The following is a 25,591-nucleotide window of genomic DNA, read 5'->3' as shown; positions in this document are numbered from 1 at the left end:
CCCAAACCCAGCCCTGTTAATTGTCGGCTATTAGGGTCTTGAACGTAAAGTTCAAACAAAGATTCCCGCTGTTTGGCGCTGATTCCCACTCCATCCATTTTAGATTTTAGATTTTAGATTTTAGATTGAGAAATATCGATCGTCCGAGTTGACAACAGGTAGCGAAAACCAGAAAGTCGAACCACCGCCGGGAGTGCTTTCGACGCCGATGAAGCCGCCGTGAGCTTTGATAATTTGCTTGGACAGGTACAGTCCCAAACCCAGCCCTGTTAATTGTCGGCTATTAGGGTCTTGAACGTAAAGTTCAAACAAAGATTCCCGCTGTTTGGCGCTGATTCCCACTCCATTATCTGTTACAGTACAGCGAACCATTTTTACGGTGACACCCGGCAATTTGCTGCCGATATTGCCAATTTGACCTTGATAGCGGGGCATTTTGCAACTGCCGTCGAGGTTGAATTTGGCCAGGGTTTCCTGATTTTTCTGGGTGGTCTCGCCGATCCTAGGACGATCGCCCGCAGCAGGTATTCGGTTAGCGATACAGCGGGCAAGCGGATTATTGGGCGATCTTAAAGCCTCTGAATTTTCTTCATAGCTTAGCGCTGTTTCAACTTCAATTACCTCGGCTTTAAAATTGATGTTGACTCCCGGAGGATTGTGTTTAATAGCATTAGTCAACAGATTTTCTAGCACCCGCTGCAAGTGTTTGCTGTCGGCCTTGACTTGTGGCAAATCCGCCGGGATTTCCTGAGTCAAAGTTGCTTGATTTTTGGCCAGCATCGGTTCTAAATCGGCAACAATGGCTGAAGCTAAAGACGGCAAATACAGCGGTACAGTATTGAGAACAATCCCTTTGACCTCGCTAGCGTGAGCGTCGAGCAGGGCATTAACCATCGTCAACTGGTGTTCGCTGGCTTGAACGATGCGCTGCAAGATCGATCGAGAAACCGGAACATCTTGTAGAGAATCAGATGCCGATTTGTTGAGCAAATTTTTCAACAGTATTAACATTCCCATAACAGGAGTGCGGAGATTGTGAGAAACTGCGTGTAAAAATAGGTCTTTCAGCCGATTGCTTTCTTGCAACTCGTGCATTTTTTGCTGTAGTTGGTGGGTGCGTTCCTCGACTTGAGATTCCAAGTTGGCATTGAGAGCTTTTACCTGCTGCAAAAGTTGGGCTTGCTGAAGGGCGATCGCCACTTGAGTAGCGAGTTTTTCCAACAAATCTATTTCAAATTCCTGCCACTGGCGGGGCCCCGAACACTGGTTGACGGCCAAGATCCCGAACAATTCATCGCCCAGGAAGATCGGCACATTTAACGTCGCGCGAATTTGATAGTCGCTGTACAATTGGGCAATTGGAACGCTCAGTTGAACGCTAGCAGTATCGGAGATAGTTCGGACACGGTTGTTAGCATAAAAAGTTTTCTGGCTTTCGAGGTGATTCCCGTCAGCGAGTACCCAGCCCAAAAGAGAACGGCATTGGACACCCACAGACTCGGCCACAACCTTACCGTACACCGGGGTAGGAAGATTTACCCCGTCCGTGTCCACAATACCGATGAAAGCGCGGTCTGCCTTGAAAAATTGCCGGACTTCGGCAACAGTAGTGTTGAGAATTTCTTCGAGGTCGAGGGAGTTGCGAATTCGCAGGGCGATTTCTGAAAGCAAGCGATCGCGATCGGAGGACGCCCGCAAAGCGGTTTCCGCGCGGTGGCGTTCGGTAACGTCTTGGACTGTGGCGGCGATCGCCCCTGACTGAATTGCCGACTGTTCGCAGACAGTGCGTTCGGAGCCGTCTGCTAGCACAATTCGGTAGTTAATGCAATAGGGTGTGCGCTCAAACATAGCTTGGCGCTGCGATCTCGCCACCAATTCTCGGTCTTCTGGATGTACAGCCTGCAAAAAAACTTCTGGTGTCGGTTTGACAGTTCCAGGAGCAAAACCCAAGAGGCGGTAAAGTTCGTTTGACCACCGCAATTTGATATTGGATATATGATGTTCTGCGGATTCTTCGGAGTTGTCAGTTGCTGTGAGGGTGGCGCAATTTAAATCCCAATTTCCCAACTGAGCGATGCGCTGAGCGTTGGCTAAACTAGCTTCGCGATCGCGCAGCATGGCGGCCGTGCGACGCACCTCCACCAGTGCTTGCTGGCGTTCTGCTACGGCTGCAGCCAGCATCAGAGCCACAAGGGCGATCGTACCGGTAAAAGCTTGTAAAAATAAAACCGCCTGTTTGAGATTATCGCTTTTGGCCAAAAACGGGCCGCCTCCCTGCACTGCTCCCCAAATCGCGATGTAAGAGACGATCGAATAAGCAAAAATCGCTCCCGCCGATTGAAACCGCAGGGCAGCCCAAACTATCAGAGGAAAAGGCAGATACTCCAGCGGATACTGAGCGATCGCCGCTTGTGTTTTTGAGCAAAAAAACAGCCAGCTCACGCTCAGCAATAGAGTCAGCCAGAGCGCTATTTCTGAATAATTAATAATTAAAAATAGAAGATTATATCGGTTTTCACTTGCAGACAATTTGGTGGAATAATTTGTAACTTCTGATTGGTTATTGTTCCACTTAAAAAATGCTTTTAAACTTGAAATGATTCGAGATTTTTTCTCACCTGTTACACCATTTTCAAGAACAGGCAAGATGCCTGTTACACAATCAAATTCATCTCTTGTGGAACAGGCATCTTGCCTGTTCCTAAACAAGTAATTGAGAATAGTGAAACATCTAAGTTTTAGTGGAGATTTAAAACTGTTAACGGCGTGGTTCAAAGTCAACAGCACAGGCGTCACAATCAAAATTCCCATGCCGTCTCCGAGCCACGTAGTCCACCAGTTCCGAGAGAAATTGCTCCACTGGGCCCAACCAAAAATGCACGTACCCAAGTTGCCGAGGATAGAACCGACCAAAGTAGACCCGATGACAGCGCCCGCCACTAAAGCCAGAACATCTCGCAATCGATCGAGTTTGGTAGAAAATCCGCTCCAAGTCAGCACAGCCTCTCCAGCCAGCGCTTGCAGGGTGACGCTAAAGGCCGATGTGGCAATGACAGCCGACGGTACACCGCCGGTAGAGTTTAACAGCACTGAACCGAGAACAATTCCCGGCCACATCCGTCGCCCTTGCAGTAGCAGTGCTGCTAGAGCAATACCGGCGGGCGGCCACACGGGGGAGGGTTCGGCTTTCACCAGTCCCAGCATCGACGCTGCGAGTTTTCCGGTAACAAAGTAGGCCAGCGCCAGGATGCCGGTGTACAAAAGCGTTCGAGTGCGGCGGTTGAGCAGTTTCATGTTTAGGTGCGATCGAATCCTCCATTCCTAGTTTTTAATTTAGGCGGCTTTGGGGCGATCGAGCTTCCTCCTGACGACTCACCTGACTGGGGGAGTGGGAAGTTGACTGTTGACTGTTGTGATTGGTGATTAGTAGCAGCTAACAACTCCCCATGCCCCATGCCCCATGCCCCATGCCCCATGCCCCATGCCCCATGCCCCATGCCCCATGCCCCATGACTACTTAAAATCCAAAACTCCGCTTACCATCAGGCTTAACAGTAAGCCAATTGGTCTTTGCCATTGCCAGTTGTTCCTCAGAAACTGTAGCGTTCGTAAGATTCGCCCCGCACAAATTTGCTCCCCGCAAATTCGCCTTAGTCAAATAAGCCCCCGTCAAGTCAGCACCTCGGAAATCCGCGCCTTCAAAATTGGCAGTGCTGCAATAAGCCTCAGTCAAATTAGCATCTCGCAAATTCGCCTGAATTAACCTCGCGTGACCCAAATTCGCGCCCGACAAATCCGCTGCTTGCAAATTTGCCTTCACCAACCTAGCCTGATAAAAATTCCCCCCCGCTAACTGCGCTTTTTGCAGTTGCAAACCCGACAGTTCGCAGTCAGCAAAATCACGCTTGCCTTTAAAATATGCCGCTCGCACGCTGTTGGTGTCCCACCTAGGAGCAACTTTCGATAGCTTTGACCCTGCTAAATTGCCACTAGAAGGTCCAACGGTTCCGAAAGTTCTGCCGGACTCAGCCAGAGTCCGGGAAACTCTCGGCTGCATTCCCGTGTTCCCGGATTGGCTGAAGGAAGTTCTACCAGTGCGGGTGTGGTTCAATCGTAAATCTTGATTAATTTTGCTCTGAGGGGGTGACCACGAAGAACCCTCGTCATTAAATATTGTCGGTTCTTCAACTGTACGAGAAGAGGCGTTGAATTGAGTTGCCAAGCCATCCACAAGACTTGGGTCTTCAAATTGGCCCGAGAGAGCTCTGAGGACATCTGCTGCCGATTGGAAGCGGTGCCCAACCATCGGCTTGAGCATTTTTTCGAGAATCCGCGCAAAATTTGGACTCACCTGAACGTGTGGCTGCCAAACAATTTCGCCGGTTACTCCATCAAAATCTAAATCCTTGGGCGATTTTCCTGTCAGCAAGTACAAGCAAGTCATGCCCACCGCGTAGATGTCGCTGGCAAATATCGGCCGCAGCGCCATTTGTTCCGGGGGGGCAAAACTAAATGTGCCCACTGAAAATTTCGTGTTGGCGCTTTGGTCGGCGGGGTCTAATAATATTGTTTGGCTAACTTGGTCTTTTACCGCTCCGAAGTCAATCAGAACTAAGTGACCGTCTTGAATTCGGCGAATAATATTTGCGGGTTTGATGTCTCGGTGAATTACTCCTTGGCTGTGGATATATTGCACTACTGGCAGAATTTCTAATAGAAAATTTTTAACATCCGATTCGTTGAAACGGCCTGAGTGCTTGACTTCTTGTTTCAAAGTCGAGCCTTTAACATACTCTTGAACTAAGTAGAATTGCTGTTCCGTTTCAAAATAGTCTAGCAGCCTCGGTACTTGCGGGTGGTCGCCCAGTTGGCCGAGGGTTTTCGCCTCTCGCTTGAATAATTCCCGCGCCATTTCTAAAACTCGCGGCGACGAACTACTGGGTCGCAGTTGCTTGACCACGCAACTCGGTTGACCGGGCAATGAGATGTCTTTTGCCAGAAATGTAGCTCCAAAACCTCCTTGTCCTAACGGTTCAATGACTCGGTAGCGAGCGCGCAGCAATAACCGCGCACCGCAAGTCTGACACTGAAGAATAGAGTCAGCAGGATTTTGAGGATGGGGACAGCCCGGATTTACGCAGTAGCTCATATTGATTGAGTTTGCCTATGTTGTTCTGATCTTGTCAGCGTCGCTCGACTGCACAAATAGCCTGTTCCTGCTTCTGGTAGACATACTAATCTATCAGTTTTCGGCAAGCCGTGCATTCGATCGCGAATTGGAATTGCACCTAAGTCTTTTAAGCCGATATCTTTTCCCTATTTTGATTATCTCGCTGGTTTGAGTTTTTTCGGTTGATTATCCTTGAAGATAGTTTAAAGACTTGCTAAAGTTGTGCTTTTTTGTGTAAAGTCTTTCTAAACTTAAGTGCTTTTTGCGTTGTTAGATGTATCTAGCATACCTCATTCTCTGAATGAGAATGCTACTCATCCCCCAGTAGACATCTACCTTTGGGCAGATCCCTCGTTTTTGCTGATGTGTACCATAACAGTCTTGACAAAATTAAGTTAATATGCTATGAAAAGCTTTCCCGAATAAATTCTGGGACTCAAAAGTCGTAGCCCGTCGGCGCCGACTAATGACTAATAACTACAGAGCACTGACAACTAACTACTGACTAAATTATGCGTATTTCTCTAAAGTGGCTGCAGGAATTGGTGGATGTGGCGATGTCGCCGGAAGAATTAGCCGAAACCCTGACAATGGCAGGCTTTGAAGTTGAAGAAATTGAAGACCGCCGCCCGTGGGCAAGCGGTGTAGTTTTGGGCAAAATCATCGCCTGCGAACAGCATCCGAATGCAGACAAATTGAGAGTTTGTCAAGTGGATGTCGGCTCTTCAGAAGCTTTGAATATTGTTTGCGGCGCACCCAACGCTAGGGCAGATATTTACGTGCCTGTCGCTGTTGTTGGCACTTATTTATCGACTATTGATTTAAAGATTAAACCTGCTAAATTGCGGGGCGTTCCTTCCGAAGGAATGATTTGCTCTCTGGCGGAATTGGGGCTATCTAAAGAGTCAGCCGGGATTCACATTTTCGAGTTAGAAAATCCCAAATTGGGCAGCGATATTCGCCCACTTTTGGGTTTAGACGATGTGATTTTAGATTTGACAGCAACTGCCAACCGTGCTGACGCTTTGAGCATGGTGGGTGTAGCGCGAGAAGTGGCGGCGCTGACTGGGGCAAGTTTGAGAATTCCTGCAGCGAATGGTGTAGCGATTGAGGGCAAAGAAAGTCCTGGTTTGGCAGTAGAAATATCCGAACCGCAAGGATGCCCGATTTACATCGGCACGGCAATTGAAGGTGTGAAAATTGCTGCTTCTCCAGCTTGGTTGCAGCAGCGGTTGCAGGCGGCGGGAGTGCGACCAATTAATAATGTGGTTGACGTAACTAATTACATTTTATTGGAATGGGGACAACCGCTGCACGCTTTCGATTCCGATCGCCTGCAATCTTTCACCGGTACTCAAGATATCAGCATCGGCGTCCGTTTTGCCAAAACAGGCGAATCCTTCAAAACTTTGGACGGACAAAACCGCAATTTGCAAGCTCAAAATCTGTTAATTACTGCTAGCGACAAACCTGTTGCCTTAGCTGGGGTAATGGGTGGTGAAGATACGGAAGTTCACGAAGGAACGCAAAATTTAGTCTTGGAAGCAGCGATTTTTGACCAGGCAACGATTCGCCGTTCTGCGCGCGCTCAAGGCTTGCGTAGCGAGGCATCGATCCGCTACGAGCGGGGGGTGAATCAGGCAGCTTTGACCACTGCTTGCAACCGCGCTGTAGCTCTAATTTTGGAGTTGGCTGGAGGCACTGCGACGGTGCAGAAAACGGCGAGTTCGGGTGATGATTTGAGTTTTTTGCGATCGCTCGAATTGCGTTTAGACCGAGTAAATCTGGTTTTGGGGCAGTTGAAAAGAGGACAAACTGGCGGTTCTAAATATCTGGAACCGGAAGAGGTAAAAAATATTCTCATAGCTTTGGGATGCGAAGTTTTTCCAACAGAAAAAGAACGGGTGTTTGCGATAACTGTTCCTCCTTACCGCTACCGAGATTTAGAAAGGGAAATCGATTTAATTGAAGAAGTTGCCCGACTCCACGGTTATGACAATTTCTGCGATACTTTGCCCAGCAAAACGGAACCCGGTTATCTGTCACCAGAATACGCGGCAATTCGGAATGTGCGATCGGCTTTTCGGGCGGCCGGTTTGACGGAGTTGATGCACTATTCTTTGGTGAAAACTGAGGGAGACAATCAGGTGGTGCTGGCGAATCCGCTGTTTGTGGAGTATTCGGCTTTGCGGACAGAAATGCTGTCGGGTTTGATTGATGCTTTCCAGTACAATTTGGAACAGGGAAATGGCGCACTAAACGGTTTTGAAGTCGGCCGCATTTTCTGGAAAGATGGGGATGCAATGAAGGAAGCGGATGCAGTTGCGGGGATTATCGGCGGCGATCCGACTGTGTGGAAATGGCAGCAGTCCGGGCGCGATCGACCTTTGACTTGGTTTGAGGCCAAGGGAGTTTTGGAAAGCGTGTTTCAGGGGTTGGGTTTGTCGGTAGAATATCAAAGCGATTCCTCGAATACGCGCTTGCATCCGGGTCGCACGGCGGCGTTATCGTTAAACGGGAAACATTTAGGAGTTTTCGGACAGTTGCACCCGCAATTGCAGCAAGAAAAGGATTTGCCAGAGCAGGTTTACGTGTTTCAATTAGATTTAGCGGTGCTGTTGGGTGAATTAGGACGATCGAGCAACTTAACTCGCAAGTTCGCGGGTTATTCGAGTTTCCCCGCTTCTGACAGAGACATTGCATTTTTCGCACCGGTTGAAGTTCCGGTTGTTGAGATGCAAAGTGCGATGAAAAAGGCGGCGGGTAGTTTGCTGGATTCCGTGGAACTGTTCGACGAATATCGGGGCGACAACGTACCGGCGGGACAGCGGAGTTTGGCTTTTCGGTTAATTTACCGCGCGGGCGATCGAACTTTGAGCGAAACCGATGTCGAACCGGCACAACAAAAAGTGCGCGATGTTTTAGTTGAGAAATTCGGCGTTAGTTTGAGAAGCTAAAGAGGCCGCTACTCACCACTGGAAACCGCCAGGGAATGAATTCCCTGGCGGACTCAATTTTTAACGTTAATTAAATTGTCACCAACGGCCGCAACATCTCCCCAACCATAAAAGAAAAATCAGGAAATTGCAAAGGAGAAATACTCGCATCATCCTCAAGAACTACTATACTCTGATAGCCATCCTGACTCGGTTCTCTAAATACGTGAAGTTGCCGATTATTAACATCCAAAACCCAATAATCAGCAATTCCAGATTGAGCATAAATTGTCGCTTTTATCCCCAAATCTGTTCTCAGGGTTCTATCAGCAACTTCAATAATCAGATAAATTTCAGACGGAGTTGGATGGTGGTCTTCATAGTAAAGCGGATCGGGTACGACCACAGCAAGATCGGGTTCAGGTTCAGAGAAATCATTTAACCGAACAGGATCTTGCAGCCGCACCAAAACTCGCTCTCCCAAACGGTTTTCCAGTAACTTCTCTGTACGTGTCACCGCTGCACTGTGTGCTGTTCCTTTTGCGGCCATCTTTACTATCTGTCCTGCCAATAATTCAACTCGTTCGTCTTCCTCAAAAATACCAACTTCTGCCATGCGGTGATACTCTTGAACCGTCAACAAACGAATGTCTAATAAAGTCATAGCCATCTTCTCCTATCTAACAAACCTCTCTCTTTCCCCTCTTCCTCTGCGCCCTCTGCGGTTCATTAATCTTCTTCTTAAAATTTTAGTTAAAACCTCTTACTCTTATTGTACAATAACTTTTAAACAAATTAATCTAAGGCTCAAAACCGTGACCAAATATGTTATGTGGGGAAGTTACTGCGAAGATGTTCTCGAAAAACGCGCTCCGTTTCGAGACGCTCATTTAGCAGGATTGGCTAAGCAGAAGGAATCGGGTGTGTTAAGTACGATCGGGCCAACGAAAGATTTAACAAAAGTTTTTGCAATTTACGAAGCTGAAGATGAGGCGGCCGTGCGACAATTGGTGGAAGCCGATCCTTATTGGGTAAATGGGGTTTGGACTGAGTACGATGTGAAAGAGTGGATTCAAGCTTTTTGAAGGAGTTAACAGGGTGAATCTCTTAAGATTGGATGACAGCGATTTAGTTCCAGTAGATTATGGCGATTTGCTGGACAATATTTTAGAAGTTTTGCAGGGGAAAAATCCGTTTAGCGTATCAGAAGACAACCGCCGCTTGCTAATTGATATTGACACCATTGCTGCGGATGTTTCCAACAAGCAAGTGCGGCAACCCCTGGGTTCCGGGGAACGTCAAGCACATTCTGCTACTGTTAACTTACCGCCGGAAATTGAGGAGCGTTTTGGCAGTCAAGTTAGACAGATTCAACAGTTTTTGCTGCAGCAATTAGAATTTAAACTGCCACAAAATACTTCTATTGAAAGCTTTGTCGCTAGTTTGATTAGTCCCTTATGCTCACCCTCTTTTCGGGGAAGCGGCCAAGAGTTAGGCTTTAAATACGATTTTGGCATCCGCCACCCTTCTTTAGAAAAAGAAAGGCTAACTTTGGAAAGCCGAGGTACTGGAAGCCATGCAGCTTTAAAATTGCATAAATTGACCGTTACCGTCCGAAATACTGATATTTTTGAACAAGAACTCAAGCAGGGTTTGCAAAACTATATCAATGAAAATGCCGAGACTAGCAGTGAGAAAGAAGACCTTAACCACGGTCTTGATGAGATGGTTAAAAATCTTGACTCGGATTTCCACAAATTAATCCGACTGGTAGACAAAGAAACTCTCGGCAAAATTCAAAAAGAAGCTAAGATTACTTACTTAGAGTATCTGCTAGAACACATCCGCGCGAGCAACACAGATACTGTAGGCATCATCTATTTAGAAGACTTAATTCGCCGCCTCAGATTAATAGAAGAATACATCAACGATCCAGGGAACTCTGATGGTGACTACGAAGTTAATTATGCTGGAGTTCGAGTTAATTACAGAGAGATATTTGCCCGATCAGAATTTTTAGATGCACTGCCCATTATTCCTATTGTATCAGGTTACTTGGGAGAAAGTACGGACAATTATCGTAACGAGCGTAAGTTTATCTTTGGCCTCAAAATCAAATTTGATAACTCAGTTCAAGCGCGCGGCGGAAAAGATGTATTTGAGTATTATCTGAACCTGCTAAATCCCGACAGTGAAGAACATCAAGCAGAATTTGATGAGGATTCTAATCCCGAAACCTTCGTCCGCAAACTGTTAAAAATAGCATTGCTCTACTATTTTGTGCTGGCTTCCCGCAATGACCCACTAGCAAAAAATTACGACCCGGAATCTGAACTAAATCATCAGCCTAGAATCCTATTTGAACAAAGAGTCTTGCCCGTTTTGCAAGGTTCTAACGATGAGCAAAAAAAAGAGCTTTTTCGCAACTTTATTAAAGGGCTTAATCAGTTTAACATAAAACACAAAATTACGCATCTGAGAAGAATGCTAAAAGGCTTTCTGGAGCGTCAAACAATTTTACCAACCCGCACAGAAACGCGACACGTAAACCTCAAAATAGGTCTGGTAGAAGATATTGACAATATTTTGACGAATGGTAAATTTTTTAATGACATTATGGAGCGAAATTACAAGCAAACGCTTCATTATATTACAGTCAAAGAACCTAGTGTGGATGAAAAATCTATTTGTCAGCTACCCGTCAATATCAGCATCGAAGATGTCCGGTATTTCCCAACTGATGAACGCCAAAATTTTAGCATGGAATACAATATCAAAGGTGTCGATGTTTTGCCTGTACTTTCTGCACCTAAAGCCCCTCGCTCTAGAGAAATCTACGAAAAACATTTTCAGACCAAATTAGTTGTGTTTCCCTATGACGATAGACGACTAGACTGCGGCGACAAAGGTTTACAACCCGCAGCAATTTTTGTGTATAAGTTTACCATGTTGCTGCTGTCCTATATCTGTCTGAGGATATTGCTCGAAAACACTGCGGACAACTTGTTTATTCCGATGGTGAGGCTCCACGAAGGTGACGACAAACACCCTTCGCCATCAGAAAAATTTATGGCTAACCTTTCTAAAACATTGTCTCATATTTTGAGTGAAAAACAACGCTCAACTTCTCAAGGATTTCGGATTAGAAAAACGCCCAATGGTTACACAATTCGTAACGGTTTGAGTTCCCTGTATTCAATTCTTCCTAAAAAGTTTCGATTCGATGATAATGTACAGCTAGCCCCTGAGTTGGATAAATTGGCAATTATTGTCGTTTCCAGCCGGGATAGTGATGCGAAAAGAAGCAATCAAAACCGCTTCCAAAGACAAGCCTGCTTAATCGGAGAAATTGTCGGAATCAATCGTCTAGATGACAGTACAATTCAAGTCGAAATGCTGAAAACACTTTCCGAGAATTACAGTGTCAGCCGTCTTTATTCTGAGCCGTTAATCCTTGAAGATGCAATGAGTCAGCTTTATCAGCAAGGATATCGGAATTTCGCATATATTTCGCAAGCACCTTACATGAGTACGCTGCATATTACTCAGACTGAGGAAGATGAGGAATTGTCTTTCATGTCAAAAAAATTGCTCCGAACTTTGAAGGGAGAGAGGCGGGATATCAAAATTTATCCGATATTCTTTGATAAATACTATGTCCGCAGTTTCCTAGGCGATAAGGGAAAATCGTTTTACATTCAGGATGCAATGGAGCTTGAAAACTTGTTTGCAGATACCAGTCAGCAAGCTGTGATGTTTTTCAACTTGTTTAACGGAATTAGAGTCAGGGAGGAAAAAAACTTTTATAACGGTGTGATTTCCTACTCGACGCTGTTGAATATCTATCAAGGTATCCTAGACGATCAAGATATTCGTGAAGGTTTGATTTATGATGGTGCAATCAAAAATACTTTGCTACATTATCTAACAATATTCCACTTTTCTCGGTATGAAGCTCGTCACAATATTAGTTTAAAACTTGACCCCTACGAGCGAATTATTGGCGATGAATCGGTGGGTGCTTTATCTGTATTTAGTCATGCTGGCGGTAGTGCGGATTTTAATTCCCTGGCATTTTTGAATAAGGTAAGAGAAGTCTTAAATGTGGATGAGGGAGGTATTAATCATGATTGGTGAAGATTTTGGACGGCTGTTTGAGGTGGGATTTAATATTGGGATTCTGGCGTATATTCAGCGTGAAAATATAGCTCACAATTTCGGAGATTCCTACCGTCTCGATTTGCAGAAACTAGAATTGCCAAAGATGATGGCGGAAATAACTAGGGAAGCTAATCTCCTCGGTAGTTTGGATGCTAAAATTGTTGAGAAGTGGAGTCTATTTTTTCTCCAAAAAGGCTTTATTGGTGGGTTGAATTTCTTCCGGGAGTACCTCACATCTACGGGCTGGACTTTAAGGTTATCGCAAATCTTGTATTTTCAGTGCAGTTTGAGTTGTGCTAACAGTATTAGAACCCAGAATGACGATGAGACAGAAGTTTTTAAAGCGTTTAAGAAGGTATTATCTCAGTTTGAAACAGCGCAACCCAATTTCTCAGACGATGAGATTAACTCCTACATCCGCCGCTACAAGAAAAAAGGCGAGTTTTTGCAAGCTGATACCCTGATTTTGTTGCAAAATGGTAAGGAGTTTAGAATTCTGTGCGTTGATTTGTCTGTGTTTACTCCTCCGTTGACTTCGGAAAAAGTCGATAATCTCAACGAAATAGAGGTGATGCGGAAGTCTTTGCTCAGAGAAATTAGCTACTTGCGATCGAAAAGTGTTTTTTCTAATCTGCGAATCGATACTAGCACTTTAGGTATTGACTTTTCGGAGGGTTTAAACCGCTATTTTACGGCTTTTAAGTATAAGGATAAGGAAAGCGCTAAGTTGATTCAGGCTGGTAGCTACGCTCACAGCTTCTACGGTTTTCTGCAAACGACTGGTATGATTCCTGATGGTGCTGAGGTGTTGTTGAATGTTGTCGGTTATAGCGATCGCACAATTAGCGCAATTTCCCTCCGCAGTGATAAAATTGCCATCTTGGCGAATTGTGCCAAAATCTACCAGCAGGAAGCGAAAAATAAAGAGATTAACGATGCTCGCGGCGATGTTTTAGATACGATTCAACTCAACGCAGCTCGCAGTTTTCAAAATGGCAAAAAGTTTGTCAGCGATTTGTTGACGCTTGGCAAAAGTTCTACACCTGTACGTAATACAGAGCGGATCGATAATTTTGTTAATTCCATAGATATTATATCAGATAAACTGGCCGATGATTTGCAAATCGATCGCGGATTACATCTGAGAAATGCTCACGCTCAATTGATTGTCAAAGCACTGCAATCTGATGAAACTTATATCTTTTTGACGGGGAATCCGGGAATTGGGAAAACAACTGCGATCGCCAATTTTCTCAAAAGCCATATCGAGGACGGTTTCTTATTCCTGTACGTCAGTCCCCGCAAGCAAGTCAACTTAGATATCATCGATAAATTTCGAGACAAAAAGACTGGTTTGCTGTGCGACAATCGCTTATTTTGCATTAACTCAAGTTCCGATACTATAGACAGCAATTTTGGACAATGTACCGTCAACTACGTCGCAAATAATCATCACGAAAATTTTCAAAAAAAAAGTGTCCACTTCATCAACAACAGGGCCGAAATGCAGCGGAAGGAATATCACCAGCCGCAACTTGAAAGGAAGGGAGAAACAGTAATCAAACCTAGGATAGGCAAAAAGCATGGAGTGCTAAATAGCGTTTGTGAGGGAATATATTCGCTCATCAATCGTAAAACATCGAACAATATCGTGGCTACCGTTTCCATTCAGTCTTTAAAGGTGACAGAAACCGGAAAAAATACTCTCCAGCATTTAGAGAAAATATTTCAAGATGCTTACAACAAGGGGGAAAAAGCAGTCATTTCTCCTAAAATGCAAGAAATCTCCAGCCGCATCAAACACATTTTCATTATGATCGATGAAATTACTGGAGACGACGGCGGCGTTGAGTTTTTGCATGGAATTGGTAGGCTGCTTAACAAATATGACTTGCACACCCCAAAACACGGTTTTAATACTAAAATTATTGTAGCCGATGCTTCGATTGTTGACCCGGACGTGATTAAACAACACCTCGATGATACCTCGCCGGAACCGGATAAAATCTATTTCAAAAAGCTCCCAAAAACTTCTGAGCAAATCCCGTCTTTACAAGTTATTCCTTTTGAATTTAAACGATTAGCTGCTCAACTTATCAATACAAATTCCTATCCGGCTAGCAGTTTAGAGATAACTTACAAGGTGTTTGTAGAAGCTGTTAAATTCACTGAAGATATTTCTTTAAAAATAAATTATGATTTGGTAAAACGGGTACAGTCTCAAATAATTGAGGATATCAATCAGCGGTTAGCAATACCGGGAGTTGAACAAATTATCGTCTACATTCAGGATAAGCGAAGATTGGCGGAGTTAATTGATAAAATCCAAAATGAGCGAGAATTTAATCGCTATACCGATTATCTGGAAGTCCACGCGAATATCTCGGAAGAGGAGAAGGAGCAAATACAAAAGTGCAAAAATACAGCTAAAGTAATTTTTATGACTGCATCGGGAAGTCGCGGCTTATCTTTCCCAAAAACTAAGCATATTTTAGTAGATATTCCCCGCTTTCAGATTGAGAAAAATCTCATGGAAGTGATACAGGTAATTTATCGGGGACGCGGAGAATATGACAACGGTAAAACCCTTGATGGTGAAGATAAGGAATTGGTTTTTTATCTGTCTGATACAGCAGTTTATTACGCTGATGATGCGGAACTTTCTTTACAAGAAAGCAAGTTGAGTTTGTTGAATTTACTGCTAATTCTGAAGACTGCGGTGATGACGCGGATTGTGGGATATGGATATTTGGGTAGGGATAAGTTTTTGATGATTCCGATTGGCGGTAAGTCGGTTTCCGCAGTCGGGGATACTTTTAGCAGCAAAATGGCGGCTCTAATTAAGACATTAAAGAGCGAGAGCCAGCGAGGAAATATGTTGTTTAAGGAGGTTTATACGAGTCTGGAACAGCTTTTGGGTCGCGGGGAGTTTCTTTTGAAAAATTCTGAGAAGTCTCGTCAAAAGGGCGATTTCTATCTGGAAATGCGGGACGATTTTAATCGTAAGTTTTTGGAGAAGTGTAATCCGCTGGATGGTTTGCTGAGTTATGATAATCTAGAGACTGGTCATGTTTGCGGTAGTTTGTTGCTCGTACCTCTAGCTAAGCAAAATTTGGTAGAAACATACCAGATGCCACTTCATCGAGAAATTAAGGAATGTCTAGAGAAGAAGTTGCTGGACAAAATGTATCGAATTAGGGATAGCGATTCGTCCCCGGAGAATGTAATATCGGCCATTAGAGGCGGTGCGATCGAGCTTTTGCAATTTCTCAACAGCGAAGTCGAGAAAACTCAGTATTTTGAAGAGCAGAGTCAGCATTTCGATCGCTATTATGCCATACCGCTGTTTGCTTTTGTCAGCGGGGAGGAAATGCAGGAGTATTTTGCTGACAGCAGGCTGGAAGAACCGGAAGACAGGCGGTTTCGGGATATTTTGTCGGCTTATGTGCGATCGATCTACCCTGTAGATAGTGTAATGCCGATCGGGTACAAGTATCACGAATTCCCGTTTATCGTGTTTAGAAGCTACAGTTTAGAACAAAGCCGAGAAAAAATTTTTACAGATAAATATCTTTTAAGTTCCAACGAATTGAACGTGCTCAATTTAATTTTGTCGAAGCAGATAAACTAGACCTCTCGCATTCCCAAGCTTTCAATCCCTTCAATAATCTGCGTTTATCTGTGTTTATCTGCCTTGCATCTGCGGTTTATGTACCAATCAAAGACTTATGCAATGCAAGCCTACTGAAACTTGTAGGCTGCGTCAGCTAGCTATCACCCCGCAGAGAAAATAAAACTCTTCCGGGGCACCATACTTGCTATTTGCTAACTTCAAATGGCGTGTATTTCCCCCCCAAAGCTTCGACGATGGCGCGAGTATTAGCAGACATCATTTTCACATAAGAATCGCCCTCGCTTCCTGCCGCCCCAATCGAATCCGAATAAAGTTGCTGCGCCGCCAATTTCACCCCCGCTTCCTCCGCCACTGTTCTAATCAGTTGCGGGTTAATTGTAGTCTCGGCAAAAATAGCAGGAACTCCCGCAGCTTTCACGGATTCTACTAACTTTTGCACCGTTTGAGCGCTGGGCTGTTCCTCCGTACTAATCCCGATCAAACTGCCAGCACTTCCCAATCCGTAGGCGCGGCTGTAATATTGAAAAGCATCGTGGGTTGTTACTAATTCGCGCTTATTTTCGGGAATAGTTTTAATCTCTTGTTCGATCCAACTATCCAAACGTTTTAACTCTGCAGTAAGTTTCACAGCATTCTGCGTAAACTTCTCCCGATCTTCCGGCGACAGGTCAATTAGCGCATCCCGAATTGCTTCCACCATTTGAACTACATTTTCCACATTTCCCCAAACGTGCGGATCGGGTACTGTATTGCCTTCTTTATTCAGTAGCAAAGGCTTGACAACTTCCCCCACTGCTAATTTCCGCGCCTTAATTCCGGCCGCATTCATCATCCTAATTAATCCCGGTTCCAAATTGTAACCGTTATACAAAATTAAGTTAGCTTGTTCTAAAGCTTGAGAATCTTTTGGCACAGGTTCGTAAACGTGAGGATCGGTTCCCGGCTGCAAAATTCCTGTTAGCTGAATTTCGCCACCCGCTACTCGATCGGTCAAATCCTCAATAATTGTGCTGGTAGCAACTACCTTGGGTTTAGCATCTGCCTCTGGAGAGAGGCGATCACCCTGGGTTTGAGTACAACTAAATAAGCCCAAAGTCAAAATGCCGCAGGCAATAGTTCTGATAAAAAATACTTTGGACTTGTTCAATCCAGGGCGGGAGGTTTCAATCGCCGACTCACTGCTAAACTCCCCTTTATAGGATTGCTTCACAATTGCCCTCGCTTTTAATTCACATCTGACACCATTCTCAATAACCCTTGTCTGGGCGGGCAGGATGCCCACCCCACCAGAAAACTCACTCTTTGTGGAACAGGCATCTTGCCTGTTATTGAGAATTGTGGAAGATATGAGTTTTAACCGACTTGAGATTTTCGCCGCCAAACCTATAGTTTGAGGGGTTTCCAGCTTGGACTGTCGCATTATCTACCTCTGGTGCGTTCCCGATTATTCCTATTTACCGATGATTTCATATTCTTTTCATTTTTACAGTAAACTTAATAAAAAGGAGATAGAGTCACCGCAATGAATACCGCCACCTTCCCCAACGAGAATCCTTGGTCTGAAATGGTTTGCCACCTCAAAGACAGCGCTACCGACACTGAAATTATCGCTGTTAAGCACTTAGCAGTAAACTACCGCACGGTAGAGGCACTCAGAGATATCAATCTTTCCGTCAAACCGGGAAGGCTGACGGGTATTATTGGCCCCAACGGTGCCGGCAAAAGCACGCTGATCAAAGCAATGTTGGGCTTAATTCCGGCAAATCGCGGCACTGTTACCTGGGGCGAAGAAGCGATCGCCGATCGACTCGAAACAGTAGCCTACGTGCCCCAGCGATCGCAAATTGACTGGAACTATCCCGCCACCGTTTGGGATGTCGTGATGATGGGAAGAGTCAGAAAAGCCGGATGGTTTCGCCGCTTTTCGGCAGCTAGCCGCCGCACCGCTGCCGATGCCTTAGAAAGAGTAGGTATGAGTGCTTACAAAGACAGACCGATCGGACAACTTTCCGGCGGACAGCAACAGCGAGTATTTCTAGCTAGAGCATTAGCCCAAGAAGCCGCTATTTTCTGCTTTGACGAGCCATTTGTCGGCGTTGACCAAAAAACTCAAAATATCATTTTTGACATCTTCCACCAGCTAGCAAATGCCGGAAAAATCGTCTTAGTAGTCAACCACGACTTAGGCGAATCAATCACCAATTTTGATGATTTAATTTTGCTGAATACAGAATTGATTGCCGCTGGTTCCCGCCAAGAAGTGCTAACCCAAGAAAACCTTTACCGCGCCTACGGCGGACAAGTAATGTTCTTTGCCGGACAAGCAGCTTAATTAGCCAGCAGTCATTAATCTAGGAGTTACACTCTTGAACCCGGTTTCTTGGATAATATTGAATTGGGCAACGATAAATCTCGGATCGAACTCACATCTTGCACCATTCTCAAGAACAGGCTTTCCGGCCTGTTCCACAATAAAATTCACTGTTTGTGGAACAGGCCGGAAAGCCTGTTCCTAAAAAGCTTATTGAGAATGGTACAACATCTCAGATAAAACCGGGTTGCTTTGGTTGTTAGTCATTAGTTAACTGTGATTTGATAATTTTATGATCCAAACCTTAATTGAGCCGTTGCAGTACGGATTCATGCAGCGATCGCTCATAATTGCCATTCTCGTCGGCATCGTCTGCGCGATCGTCGGCAGCTACTTAATGGTACAGCGGCTGGCCTTGCTCGGAGACGCCATCAGCCACTCGGTTTTGCCCGGATTGGCGATCGCATTTATCCTCGGAGCAAACATTTTTATCGGCGCTTTCATTGCCGGAGTTTTGAGTACAGTAATCATAGCTTGGATCAAAGCTCGATCGACAATTAAAGAAGACGCGGCAATGGGCATCGTATTTTCGGCATTCTTCGCCCTCGGCATCACCCTAATTACGATCGTCCAAAAAGACAACAAAATCGACCTCAACCACTTTCTTTTCGGCAACATCCTGGGGGTTACTGTCGAAGATGCGATCGACACAGCCGTCATAGTCGCCGTAGTCTTATTAGTTGTAGTAGTCTTTTACAAAGAACTGCTATTTTATACATTCGATCCATTAGGAGCGCAAGCCACAGGTTTACCAGTAAACCTGCTCAACTTCGGACTGATGGTACTCATCGCCCTCACAATAGTTGCCAGCCTCAAAGCCGTTGGCGTAGTGCTAGTCTTGTCCCTATTAATTACACCCGCAAGTACCGCCTATCTCCTAGTAACTCGCCTGCACCAAGTAATGATTTTAGGCGCAATAATCGGAGTTATTTCCAGCATTAGCGGAATGTATCTCAGCTACTTCTATAACTTGCCATCCGGCCCCGCAATAGTTTTAGTTGCATCGGGGTTATTTGTGCTATCATTGCTCTTCAGTCCCACTCAAGGAATCCTCACCCAGCCCCGCACACACTCCGGTCAAATTCCTCCAATATGGCGGGAATTAAAAAATTTAACTAAAGGCCGATAACAAATAACTTTGTAGTAACTCACATCTTGCACCATTCTCATGAACAGGCTTTTCGGCCTGTTCCACAAAGAGTGAATTTTCTTGTGGAACAGGCCGGAAAGCCTGTTCCTAAAAGGCTTATAGAGAATGGTGCAACATCTCAGTAGCAAGGCTTCTGCGCCGCGCCTCCCATTGTTAATCAGAATCTTCGTTAATCCCCGTGGATGTGCGGTTCAAACAAGCCTCTTCAATTAATACCCATAACTGCGAATGGTCGGCTGCATCGAGATTTGGTAAAAACGGTTGTTTTTAGGATTGCGAGAAAGCAAAAATGGGATGATACCGAATCGGGCGATCGCAACTACGAACTATTGGTCACAAAAAACTGTACAATAACAAAAGTTAAAATTTCACGCCAACACATCTACTAAGTTAAAAAAACATGACCGTCAAAGTAGGAGACACCGCCCCCGATTTTACCTTACCATCTCAAACTGGCACATCAGTCAGCCTCAAAGATTTTAAAGGTAAAAAAAACGTCATAGTCTACTTTTACCCCAAAGACGACACACCCGGATGCACCACCCAAGCTTGCGCTTTTCGAGATAGCTACGAAGTCTTCAAAGACGCAGGCGCAGAAGTCATAGGAATTAGCGAAGATACCCAACAATCGCACCAACAATTTGCCACCAAATATCAGCTACCCTTTACACTGCTGAGCGATACTGGCAACAAAGTTCGGCAATTATATGGAGTTCCAGCTACCCTGTGGATTATGCCCGGTAGAGTAACTTATGTCATTGACAAAGAAGGCGTTGTCAAGCATATTTTTGACTCCATGTTAGACTTTAAAGCACACGTTGCAGAAGCACTCAAAACTTTAGAAACCATCAAAAGTTAGATGGCGCGCGGGTGGCCAGAAACCGGGGTTTTTTACGAAAATGATTTGCTATCTAGCAGATTAGCTAAAAAACCCGGTTTCTGCGATATTGGCGCGAAAATCGCAGTGCAGGCCGCGCGTTTCCATTCAATTAGTTTCGCCAGCGAGTGGGGAGTTGGGCCAACAAATTTGGTGCGACCCTTGCGCCGATGCAGGTCAGTTTCCATTCAATTAGTTTCCCCAGCCAGTGGGGAGCACCAACACAGATTATCAAACTTGACCCCAGAGTTAACAAACTTCCCATTCAATTAGTTTCCCCAGCCAGTGGGGAGTGTCGCGTTGTTCAATGGATTGGGCTAATCTTAAGCCGGAGTTTACCCTTCGCATCAATTTCTATATCTACATGATGCCTTCCGCTTGATGTCACAACAGCAAGAGTTCCAACTATGGCTCCGATACCACCGCCAACTGCTGCTCCAACAGGGCCACCAACTATAAATCCAAGAATAGCACCTGCACCTGCACCAGCAAAAATATAGAGGGCAGAGTAGTTAATTGTAGTAACCCCAGCAGAAGAAGGGATGAATGCACCTGTAGCTATATTTACCCACTCTCCCGATTTGTTCTTGTGTAACTCAAAAATGGTTTTTAACTTCTCTGGAAGGTCTGAATATCGCTCGTAGTCTGTAATAACTTCAACTTGCTCACTTTGCTCCAAGGCTGTCTTTAGCTCACGATAAAACATTTCTGTATCTGAGAAAACTAACTTCCGCATACATTCCATTCAATTAGTTTCACCTCCATTCTACACCCCAGACAGCGCAAGGAGTCTAGAGGGAGATCGGCGACACCCGCGACAAAAAATTAAGGAAGGGCCGAGGGACAGTTTTGGCAAGCTGCTGTATGTTAATTATTAGATAAATTTGCCCCATCCCTCCCTGAACGAATTCAGTGTGTGGGTGCAAAGATATATGGATAGCCCCCAAGTGCTTTCCCCGCCGAGTTTGGTAGAAAAACACCGACAAGCAGCGAAAGATTTAGTCGCGAGATACAGCTAGCTGGTAAAGACAGATTTTACCAGTTGTTGGTAGTGAACACCTCAGTCCTGATTCTCTAAAAAACCAAGAAAGGACTAAAGTCCTTACTAAAAACTCGTGGTTCGTAGTAAGGACTTTAGTCCTTTTTTGCTAACGACTTGCAGCCATTAACAATTAGCACTCAGCAATTATCTAGCTTTTTGCAACACTCGATTTTTCAGATGTAGCGCTTTCGGCAGTTTTGCCATTTTTGCTATTACCGTTACCGTTGCTGTGGCGGGGTTGGATAACTCCATAGCCACCGTGAGTCTTGCGTTCGTAGAGTACGTTAATTTCGTCTGTTTCCGCATTACGGAACATATAGAAATCGTGATCGATAATCTGCAATTGTTCCAAAGCTTGTTGCACAGTCATTGGAGGCATAGCAAAATACTTAGTCCGTACAACCTCAGCAGGAAGTTCGGGAGTTCGATCGCCAATCAGATCCGCTACTACAGGATGTTCATCAACTACCGTAACCGTTTTGGCACTACTCTGGATTTTGTTGTCGTGACGTTTTTCCTTAAATTTCCGCAGTTGACGAGCTATCTTGTCGGCAACCAAATCTATGCTTGCATATAGGCTTTCCGTGCTTTCCTCAGCCCGAATCACGCTGCCGTTAGCATAAATTGTCACCTCAGCAGTCTGCTTAGGATTGATCCTGGGGTTACGAGCCACCGATAGATGTATGTCCACTTCAGTCGTCAAAGTTTGAAAATGGCTAACTGCCTTTTCCACCTTTTGATTGACGTACTCGCGAATCGCATCGGTGATTTCTATATTTTTACCCTGGATAACAAGCTTCATAGAGCTCCCTCCCTTCTGTAACTTCGGTATATTTTATACAGTAGCACTATGTATTCTCGAAAACACTTATCTTCCAAATCTTTTATTATATGTTGACAATTCTTGATTTAAGCTGGGCCAATATTCCGTAAAAATACTATTGATTTTTTGCATGGTTTCTCCTCTAATCCATCAACCACTAAATGCACAACCCTGCTTGCTCCTCGATTGGGGACAAGTTCCCTACTCCCAAGCTTGGGAAATCCAGCAAAAACTCGTGCAAGAACGGCGCGACAGGCCAGATTTGCCAGATGTCCTGATTTTGCTGGAACATCCGCCGGTTTACACTTTGGGACTGGGATCAAAGCTGGAATTTCTGAAATTTGACCCAAGCCAAACTCAGCCGGAACTGCACCGAGTTGAGCGGGGCGGCGAGGTGACTTACCACTGTCCGGGTCAATTGGTTGGCTATCCGATTTTAAATTTGCGCCGTCACCAACAAGATTTGCACTGGTATTTGCGGCAGTTGGAGGAAGTGCTGCTGGGGGTGCTGGAAGTTTTGGGGTTGAAGGGTTCGCGGGTTCCCGGTATGACTGGGGTTTGGGTGGATGGGTGCAAGCTAGGTGCGATCGGCATTAAAGTCAGCCGCTGGATTACGATGCACGGTTTTGCCTTAAATGTTTGTCCGGATCTTGCCGGTTTTGGCCAAATTGTACCTTGCGGGATTCCCGATCGACCTGTTGGCAGTTTAGAGCAGTTTATTCCCGGAATTGAGGTCGATCGAGTGCGATCGATCCTTGTCGCTGAGTTTGCTCGCGTTTTTGCAGTGGAAATTGTGCGATTCCCTACGGGATAGCTTCGCTTCACGAATCTGTAGGGTGCGTCGCTGTCAACACTACTAACTATCGCAGTCGGTTTTTTAAGTGCGATCGGGCTCGTCTTCCTCATACACCATTAAATCGCCCGGTTGGCAGTTTAGCGCTTTGCACAGAGCATTGAGAGTGGATTCGTCAATTCTCGTGAGGCGACGGCGGGTTTTGAGTCTCGAAAACGAAGTTGGGTGCATCCCCACCAAAGCAGCCAACTCTTTGTTGCTGATATTTCGCTCGGCCATTACAACTGCCAATTTCCAACGGATGACCACTGTTGATGCTCAATTAATAGCCTGGACTTTGCAAGCTGATGTTACCATCCCGCAACCTTCACTATCCTTTAATTAACCGCTACGGTAAATTATTTGAGCTTGGCAGTTGACTAATTCAGAAAATGAACTATGCTGAGGATGTACAAACGGAAAAGCGATCGCCCCTTTGCCTCGAAAACTCAAGGGCGATCGCTATCCGACTATTTTGTAGTTAAAACTCATGATATCACAGCCAAAGTCAGTTCCCGAAATCCTTCGCGAAGACATTCCCGACGCACCCATCGGAAAGCAACCGATCCGATTGTTGATTTGCGGGATTCCCAAAGGAGTAGAAAGCATCATCAATCTGCTGCACGTTTTGGGTTTTGCAGAAGTTGGTGAATGGAGCCCGCCTTTACCGTCCCCTCTAGCAGGTGAAGTAATGCGGATTTTAACCCGTTACTGGAAAGAATAATTTTTTAGGGCGATCGCCCTTTATTGAGCAAAGTGCGATCGCTCTTAAATTCTCAAAAACATCAGGCTTAATTCTCCACCCAATCACTTAAAAACTCAACCGTAAGGATGCTAAATATCGAATCGAATTAACGCGGCGGTGTCTGCGAGACTTGGGGGTATTCTAGAGATAATTTTAACAGTCTGTACTTAGAAGCGCGAATTAAATAACTTACAATTTTAATTGTTATTGTGGGATGGGCCTAAGATCCCGTCCTTTTTGGACGGGATCTTAGGCCCATCCCACTTTCAAGAGTGGAAGTTATTTAATTCTCATTCCTTACTGATTCAAGAATTGAGATAATTGGTGGTATAAGCTGTTCGGCATTTAAAGGACTTGCGTAAGGTGCGTCAGCATCTAAGGTTTTCCGTTTCAGCGTAAGGGTTCTAGCTGACGCACCCTACTAGCCTCGTTACTGGTTTAAATGCTCCACAGCTTAATGCGCGATCGCGGGCTTCTCTAACCTTAGAGAGAAGCAAGACCGATGCACAAATACGTCCTAAGAGTTTTGCGATCGCCCCTAGCGTGAGGTAAGCTTCTTGTTACAGCACTTTCCAGGTAAGTGAAGTACAGAGAAACCAGGTTTCTTGAATAAAACCGATTTCTGGCGAGAAATCCAGAAGAAACCGGGTTTCTGGGGTGTACTTCATAAACCTGGAATCCGCTGTAATTATTGCGCTTTGCTCAGGAGAAAAAATTTATGCCAGATATGTCCGGTCAAGACCCCTCGGAAATTAAAATGGCGACGGTTGATGAAGAAGAAAAAGGCGCAACGTTTAGCGGTACGGTCATCCTTGCTATCGATGCCGAGGCTGGGGAAGTCGTTTTCTTCAGAGACTTTTTGATTGAAGATTATAAAGGCGAACTTACCGCTTATCTGGCAACAGATGGCAATATAACGAAAAGCATTGATTTAGGCGAAGTTAAGCATAAAAGCAGCAGCTTTAAGCTGCCAATTCCGCTGGGGACGGATACATCACCCTACAATACCGTCGTGCTGCGCGACGAAAAAAGCAAGAAAAAAGTTGTGACGATCAAGCTGTAAAATTTGCAATGAGAGCTCGTAGTTGGGCCAAATTCGTTAGCGCAGCCCTCGAAGAGGATCGCCCTTTTTTTCCTGAATGAAGTACGCGCGTGCGAAGTTATCCCGTAGGGAATCGCTCTTAAATGAAGGTGCGTCACTTTTGATCGAACGGCGCAGTTTTGCGATCGCTCGTAAAGTGATGCACCCTAATTTTTAAAATGGAATCGGATCGTAATCGGGATTTTCCGGTTCGTTAGACGAACCCGACGGGCGATCGGACTCAGAACTTGAAGACTGATGCGAGTTCCAATCCGAACTAGACGTGCGGTTAGGGCCGCTTGGAGCGCTGTTAGAACTGCGGTTCCGCGAGCCTAAAGGTACTACATTGCTAGGCACATTAGCCGGGGCGCTGTCGCGAATTTGAGCAGGTTCGGGGGCGGTTCTACCTGCGGGAGCCGAACTCATGGCATCGGCGCCGACACTGTAAATCCTTTGAGCTGTCAGTTCAGCGCGCTTTTCTTTAATACCATCTCTTTCGATCGTATTCATGCTCAGCCGTCCTTCAATAATCACGCGATCGCCCTCGTGATATTTCTCGTGAATTTCTTGAGCAAAATTTCCCCATCCTATCACTTTCAAATGTTCGGGTGGATCTTCGGGTTTTGGGCCGGGAAACTGCACCAACATCTCAGCGATTTGAAGTTGATTGTCAGGAGTATAACGTAGTTGCGGTTGTTGAATTATTTCCGCCATCAAAATGCAGCTATTCATCTGTTATCTGTGCGTAATTGGGAATTGGATGTTGAAG

18 protein-coding genes are annotated in these 25,591 nt (G+C 45.2%); 10 read left to right on the top strand and 8 right to left on the bottom strand.

All coding sequences use genetic code 11. The features are described 5' to 3' along the window. Positions 1-120 precede the first annotated feature (120 nt). Together QT979_RS22715 and QT979_RS22710 are read right to left on the bottom strand one after the other, a co-directional pair. The gene (locus QT979_RS22715) at positions 121-3,294 is read right to left on the bottom strand and encodes an MASE1 domain-containing protein (protein ID WP_333311762.1); all 3,174 of its coding nucleotides are present in this window, start codon (positions 3,292-3,294) and stop codon (positions 121-123) included. Between the two features lie 223 nt (positions 3,295-3,517). Then, the gene (locus QT979_RS22710; RefSeq protein ID WP_333311761.1) at positions 3,518-5,149 is read right to left on the bottom strand and encodes a serine/threonine-protein kinase; all 1,632 of its coding nucleotides are present in this window, start codon (positions 5,147-5,149) and stop codon (positions 3,518-3,520) included. 533 nt (positions 5,150-5,682) lie between these two features. Here QT979_RS22710 and pheT point away from each other — a divergent pair. Continuing rightward, entirely contained in the window at positions 5,683-8,127 is a 2,445-nt protein-coding gene (gene pheT, locus QT979_RS22705) for a phenylalanine--tRNA ligase subunit beta (RefSeq protein WP_333311760.1), read from the top strand. A 70-nt stretch (positions 8,128-8,197) separates the two neighbouring features. Here pheT and QT979_RS22700 read toward each other — a convergent pair whose 3' ends face one another. After that, positions 8,198-8,770, bottom strand: a complete 573-nt coding sequence (locus QT979_RS22700; protein ID WP_333311759.1) for a Uma2 family endonuclease — start codon at positions 8,768-8,770, stop codon at positions 8,198-8,200. A gap of 151 nt (positions 8,771-8,921) precedes the next feature. On the opposite strand from QT979_RS22700, the gene QT979_RS22695 reads away from it, so the two are divergent. Genes QT979_RS22695 through QT979_RS22685 form a run of 3 tightly spaced genes read left to right on the top strand, consistent with a single transcriptional unit; the run spans position 8,922 to position 15,898 of the window. After that, positions 8,922-9,191 (top strand): YciI family protein, encoded by a 270-nt coding sequence (locus QT979_RS22695; RefSeq protein ID WP_190741349.1) that lies wholly within the window; start codon positions 8,922-8,924, stop codon positions 9,189-9,191. A 13-nt stretch (positions 9,192-9,204) separates the two neighbouring features. After that, on the top strand, positions 9,205-12,243 hold the full coding sequence (locus tag QT979_RS22690) for a hypothetical protein (protein ID WP_333311758.1): 3,039 nt from the start codon (positions 9,205-9,207) through the stop codon (positions 12,241-12,243). Beyond that, positions 12,233-15,898: an ATP-binding protein gene (locus QT979_RS22685; protein ID WP_333311757.1), complete on the top strand. Its 3,666-nt coding sequence runs from the start codon at positions 12,233-12,235 to the stop codon at positions 15,896-15,898. The genes QT979_RS22690 and QT979_RS22685 overlap by 11 nt, the downstream gene beginning before the upstream one ends. A gap of 187 nt (positions 15,899-16,085) precedes the next feature. Here QT979_RS22685 and QT979_RS22680 read toward each other — a convergent pair whose 3' ends face one another. Continuing rightward, a complete protein-coding gene (locus tag QT979_RS22680; RefSeq protein ID WP_445304805.1) occupies positions 16,086-17,321 on the bottom strand; it encodes a metal ABC transporter substrate-binding protein in 1,236 nt (411 codons plus the stop codon). Positions 17,322-17,423: 102 nt separating this feature from the next. Between QT979_RS22680 and QT979_RS22675 the strand changes: the two genes are divergently transcribed. The 3 genes from QT979_RS22675 (at position 17,424) to QT979_RS22665 (ending at position 20,281) form a co-directional block, all read left to right on the top strand. Then, on the top strand, positions 17,424-18,233 hold the full coding sequence (locus QT979_RS22675) for a metal ABC transporter ATP-binding protein (RefSeq protein WP_333311756.1): 810 nt from the start codon (positions 17,424-17,426) through the stop codon (positions 18,231-18,233). A gap of 271 nt (positions 18,234-18,504) precedes the next feature. Then, positions 18,505-19,401, top strand: coding sequence for a metal ABC transporter permease (locus QT979_RS22670; RefSeq protein WP_333208812.1), 897 nt, complete (start codon positions 18,505-18,507; stop codon positions 19,399-19,401). Between the two features lie 421 nt (positions 19,402-19,822). After that, positions 19,823-20,281 (top strand): peroxiredoxin, encoded by a 459-nt coding sequence (locus QT979_RS22665; protein ID WP_333208814.1) that lies wholly within the window; start codon positions 19,823-19,825, stop codon positions 20,279-20,281. Positions 20,282-20,603: 322 nt separating this feature from the next. Here QT979_RS22665 and QT979_RS22660 read toward each other — a convergent pair whose 3' ends face one another. Next, positions 20,604-21,035 (bottom strand): hypothetical protein, encoded by a 432-nt coding sequence (locus QT979_RS22660; protein ID WP_333228961.1) that lies wholly within the window; start codon positions 21,033-21,035, stop codon positions 20,604-20,606. A 454-nt stretch (positions 21,036-21,489) separates the two neighbouring features. Next, positions 21,490-22,143, bottom strand: a complete 654-nt coding sequence (gene hpf / locus QT979_RS22655) for a ribosome hibernation-promoting factor, HPF/YfiA family (protein WP_333208818.1) — start codon at positions 22,141-22,143, stop codon at positions 21,490-21,492. Between the two features lie 151 nt (positions 22,144-22,294). Between hpf and lipB the strand changes: the two genes are divergently transcribed. Continuing rightward, positions 22,295-22,978, top strand: a complete 684-nt coding sequence (gene lipB / locus QT979_RS22650) for a lipoyl(octanoyl) transferase LipB (protein ID WP_333228959.1) — start codon at positions 22,295-22,297, stop codon at positions 22,976-22,978. 63 nt (positions 22,979-23,041) lie between these two features. Here lipB and QT979_RS22645 read toward each other — a convergent pair whose 3' ends face one another. Continuing rightward, entirely contained in the window at positions 23,042-23,266 is a 225-nt protein-coding gene (locus QT979_RS22645; protein ID WP_333107432.1) for a helix-turn-helix domain-containing protein, read from the bottom strand. A gap of 220 nt (positions 23,267-23,486) precedes the next feature. Here QT979_RS22645 and QT979_RS22640 point away from each other — a divergent pair, with 220 nt between their 5' ends. After that, a complete protein-coding gene (locus tag QT979_RS22640; protein ID WP_333311755.1) occupies positions 23,487-23,720 on the top strand; it encodes a hypothetical protein in 234 nt (77 codons plus the stop codon). Positions 23,721-24,459: 739 nt separating this feature from the next. Next, entirely contained in the window at positions 24,460-24,804 is a 345-nt protein-coding gene (locus QT979_RS22635; protein ID WP_333228954.1) for a hypothetical protein, read from the top strand. A gap of 192 nt (positions 24,805-24,996) precedes the next feature. On the opposite strand, the gene QT979_RS22630 is transcribed toward QT979_RS22635, so the two are convergent. Then, the gene (locus QT979_RS22630) at positions 24,997-25,554 is read right to left on the bottom strand and encodes a single-stranded DNA-binding protein (protein WP_333208824.1); all 558 of its coding nucleotides are present in this window, start codon (positions 25,552-25,554) and stop codon (positions 24,997-24,999) included. Between the last annotated feature and the right edge of the window lie 37 nt (positions 25,555-25,591).

Source organism: Microcoleus sp. w2-18bC1, from assembly GCF_036700365.1.
GTDB lineage: Bacteria > Cyanobacteriota > Cyanobacteriia > Cyanobacteriales > Microcoleaceae > Microcoleus.
The sequence above is the reverse complement of the archived record's forward strand: the minus strand, read 5'-3'. Positions and strand labels throughout refer to the sequence as shown.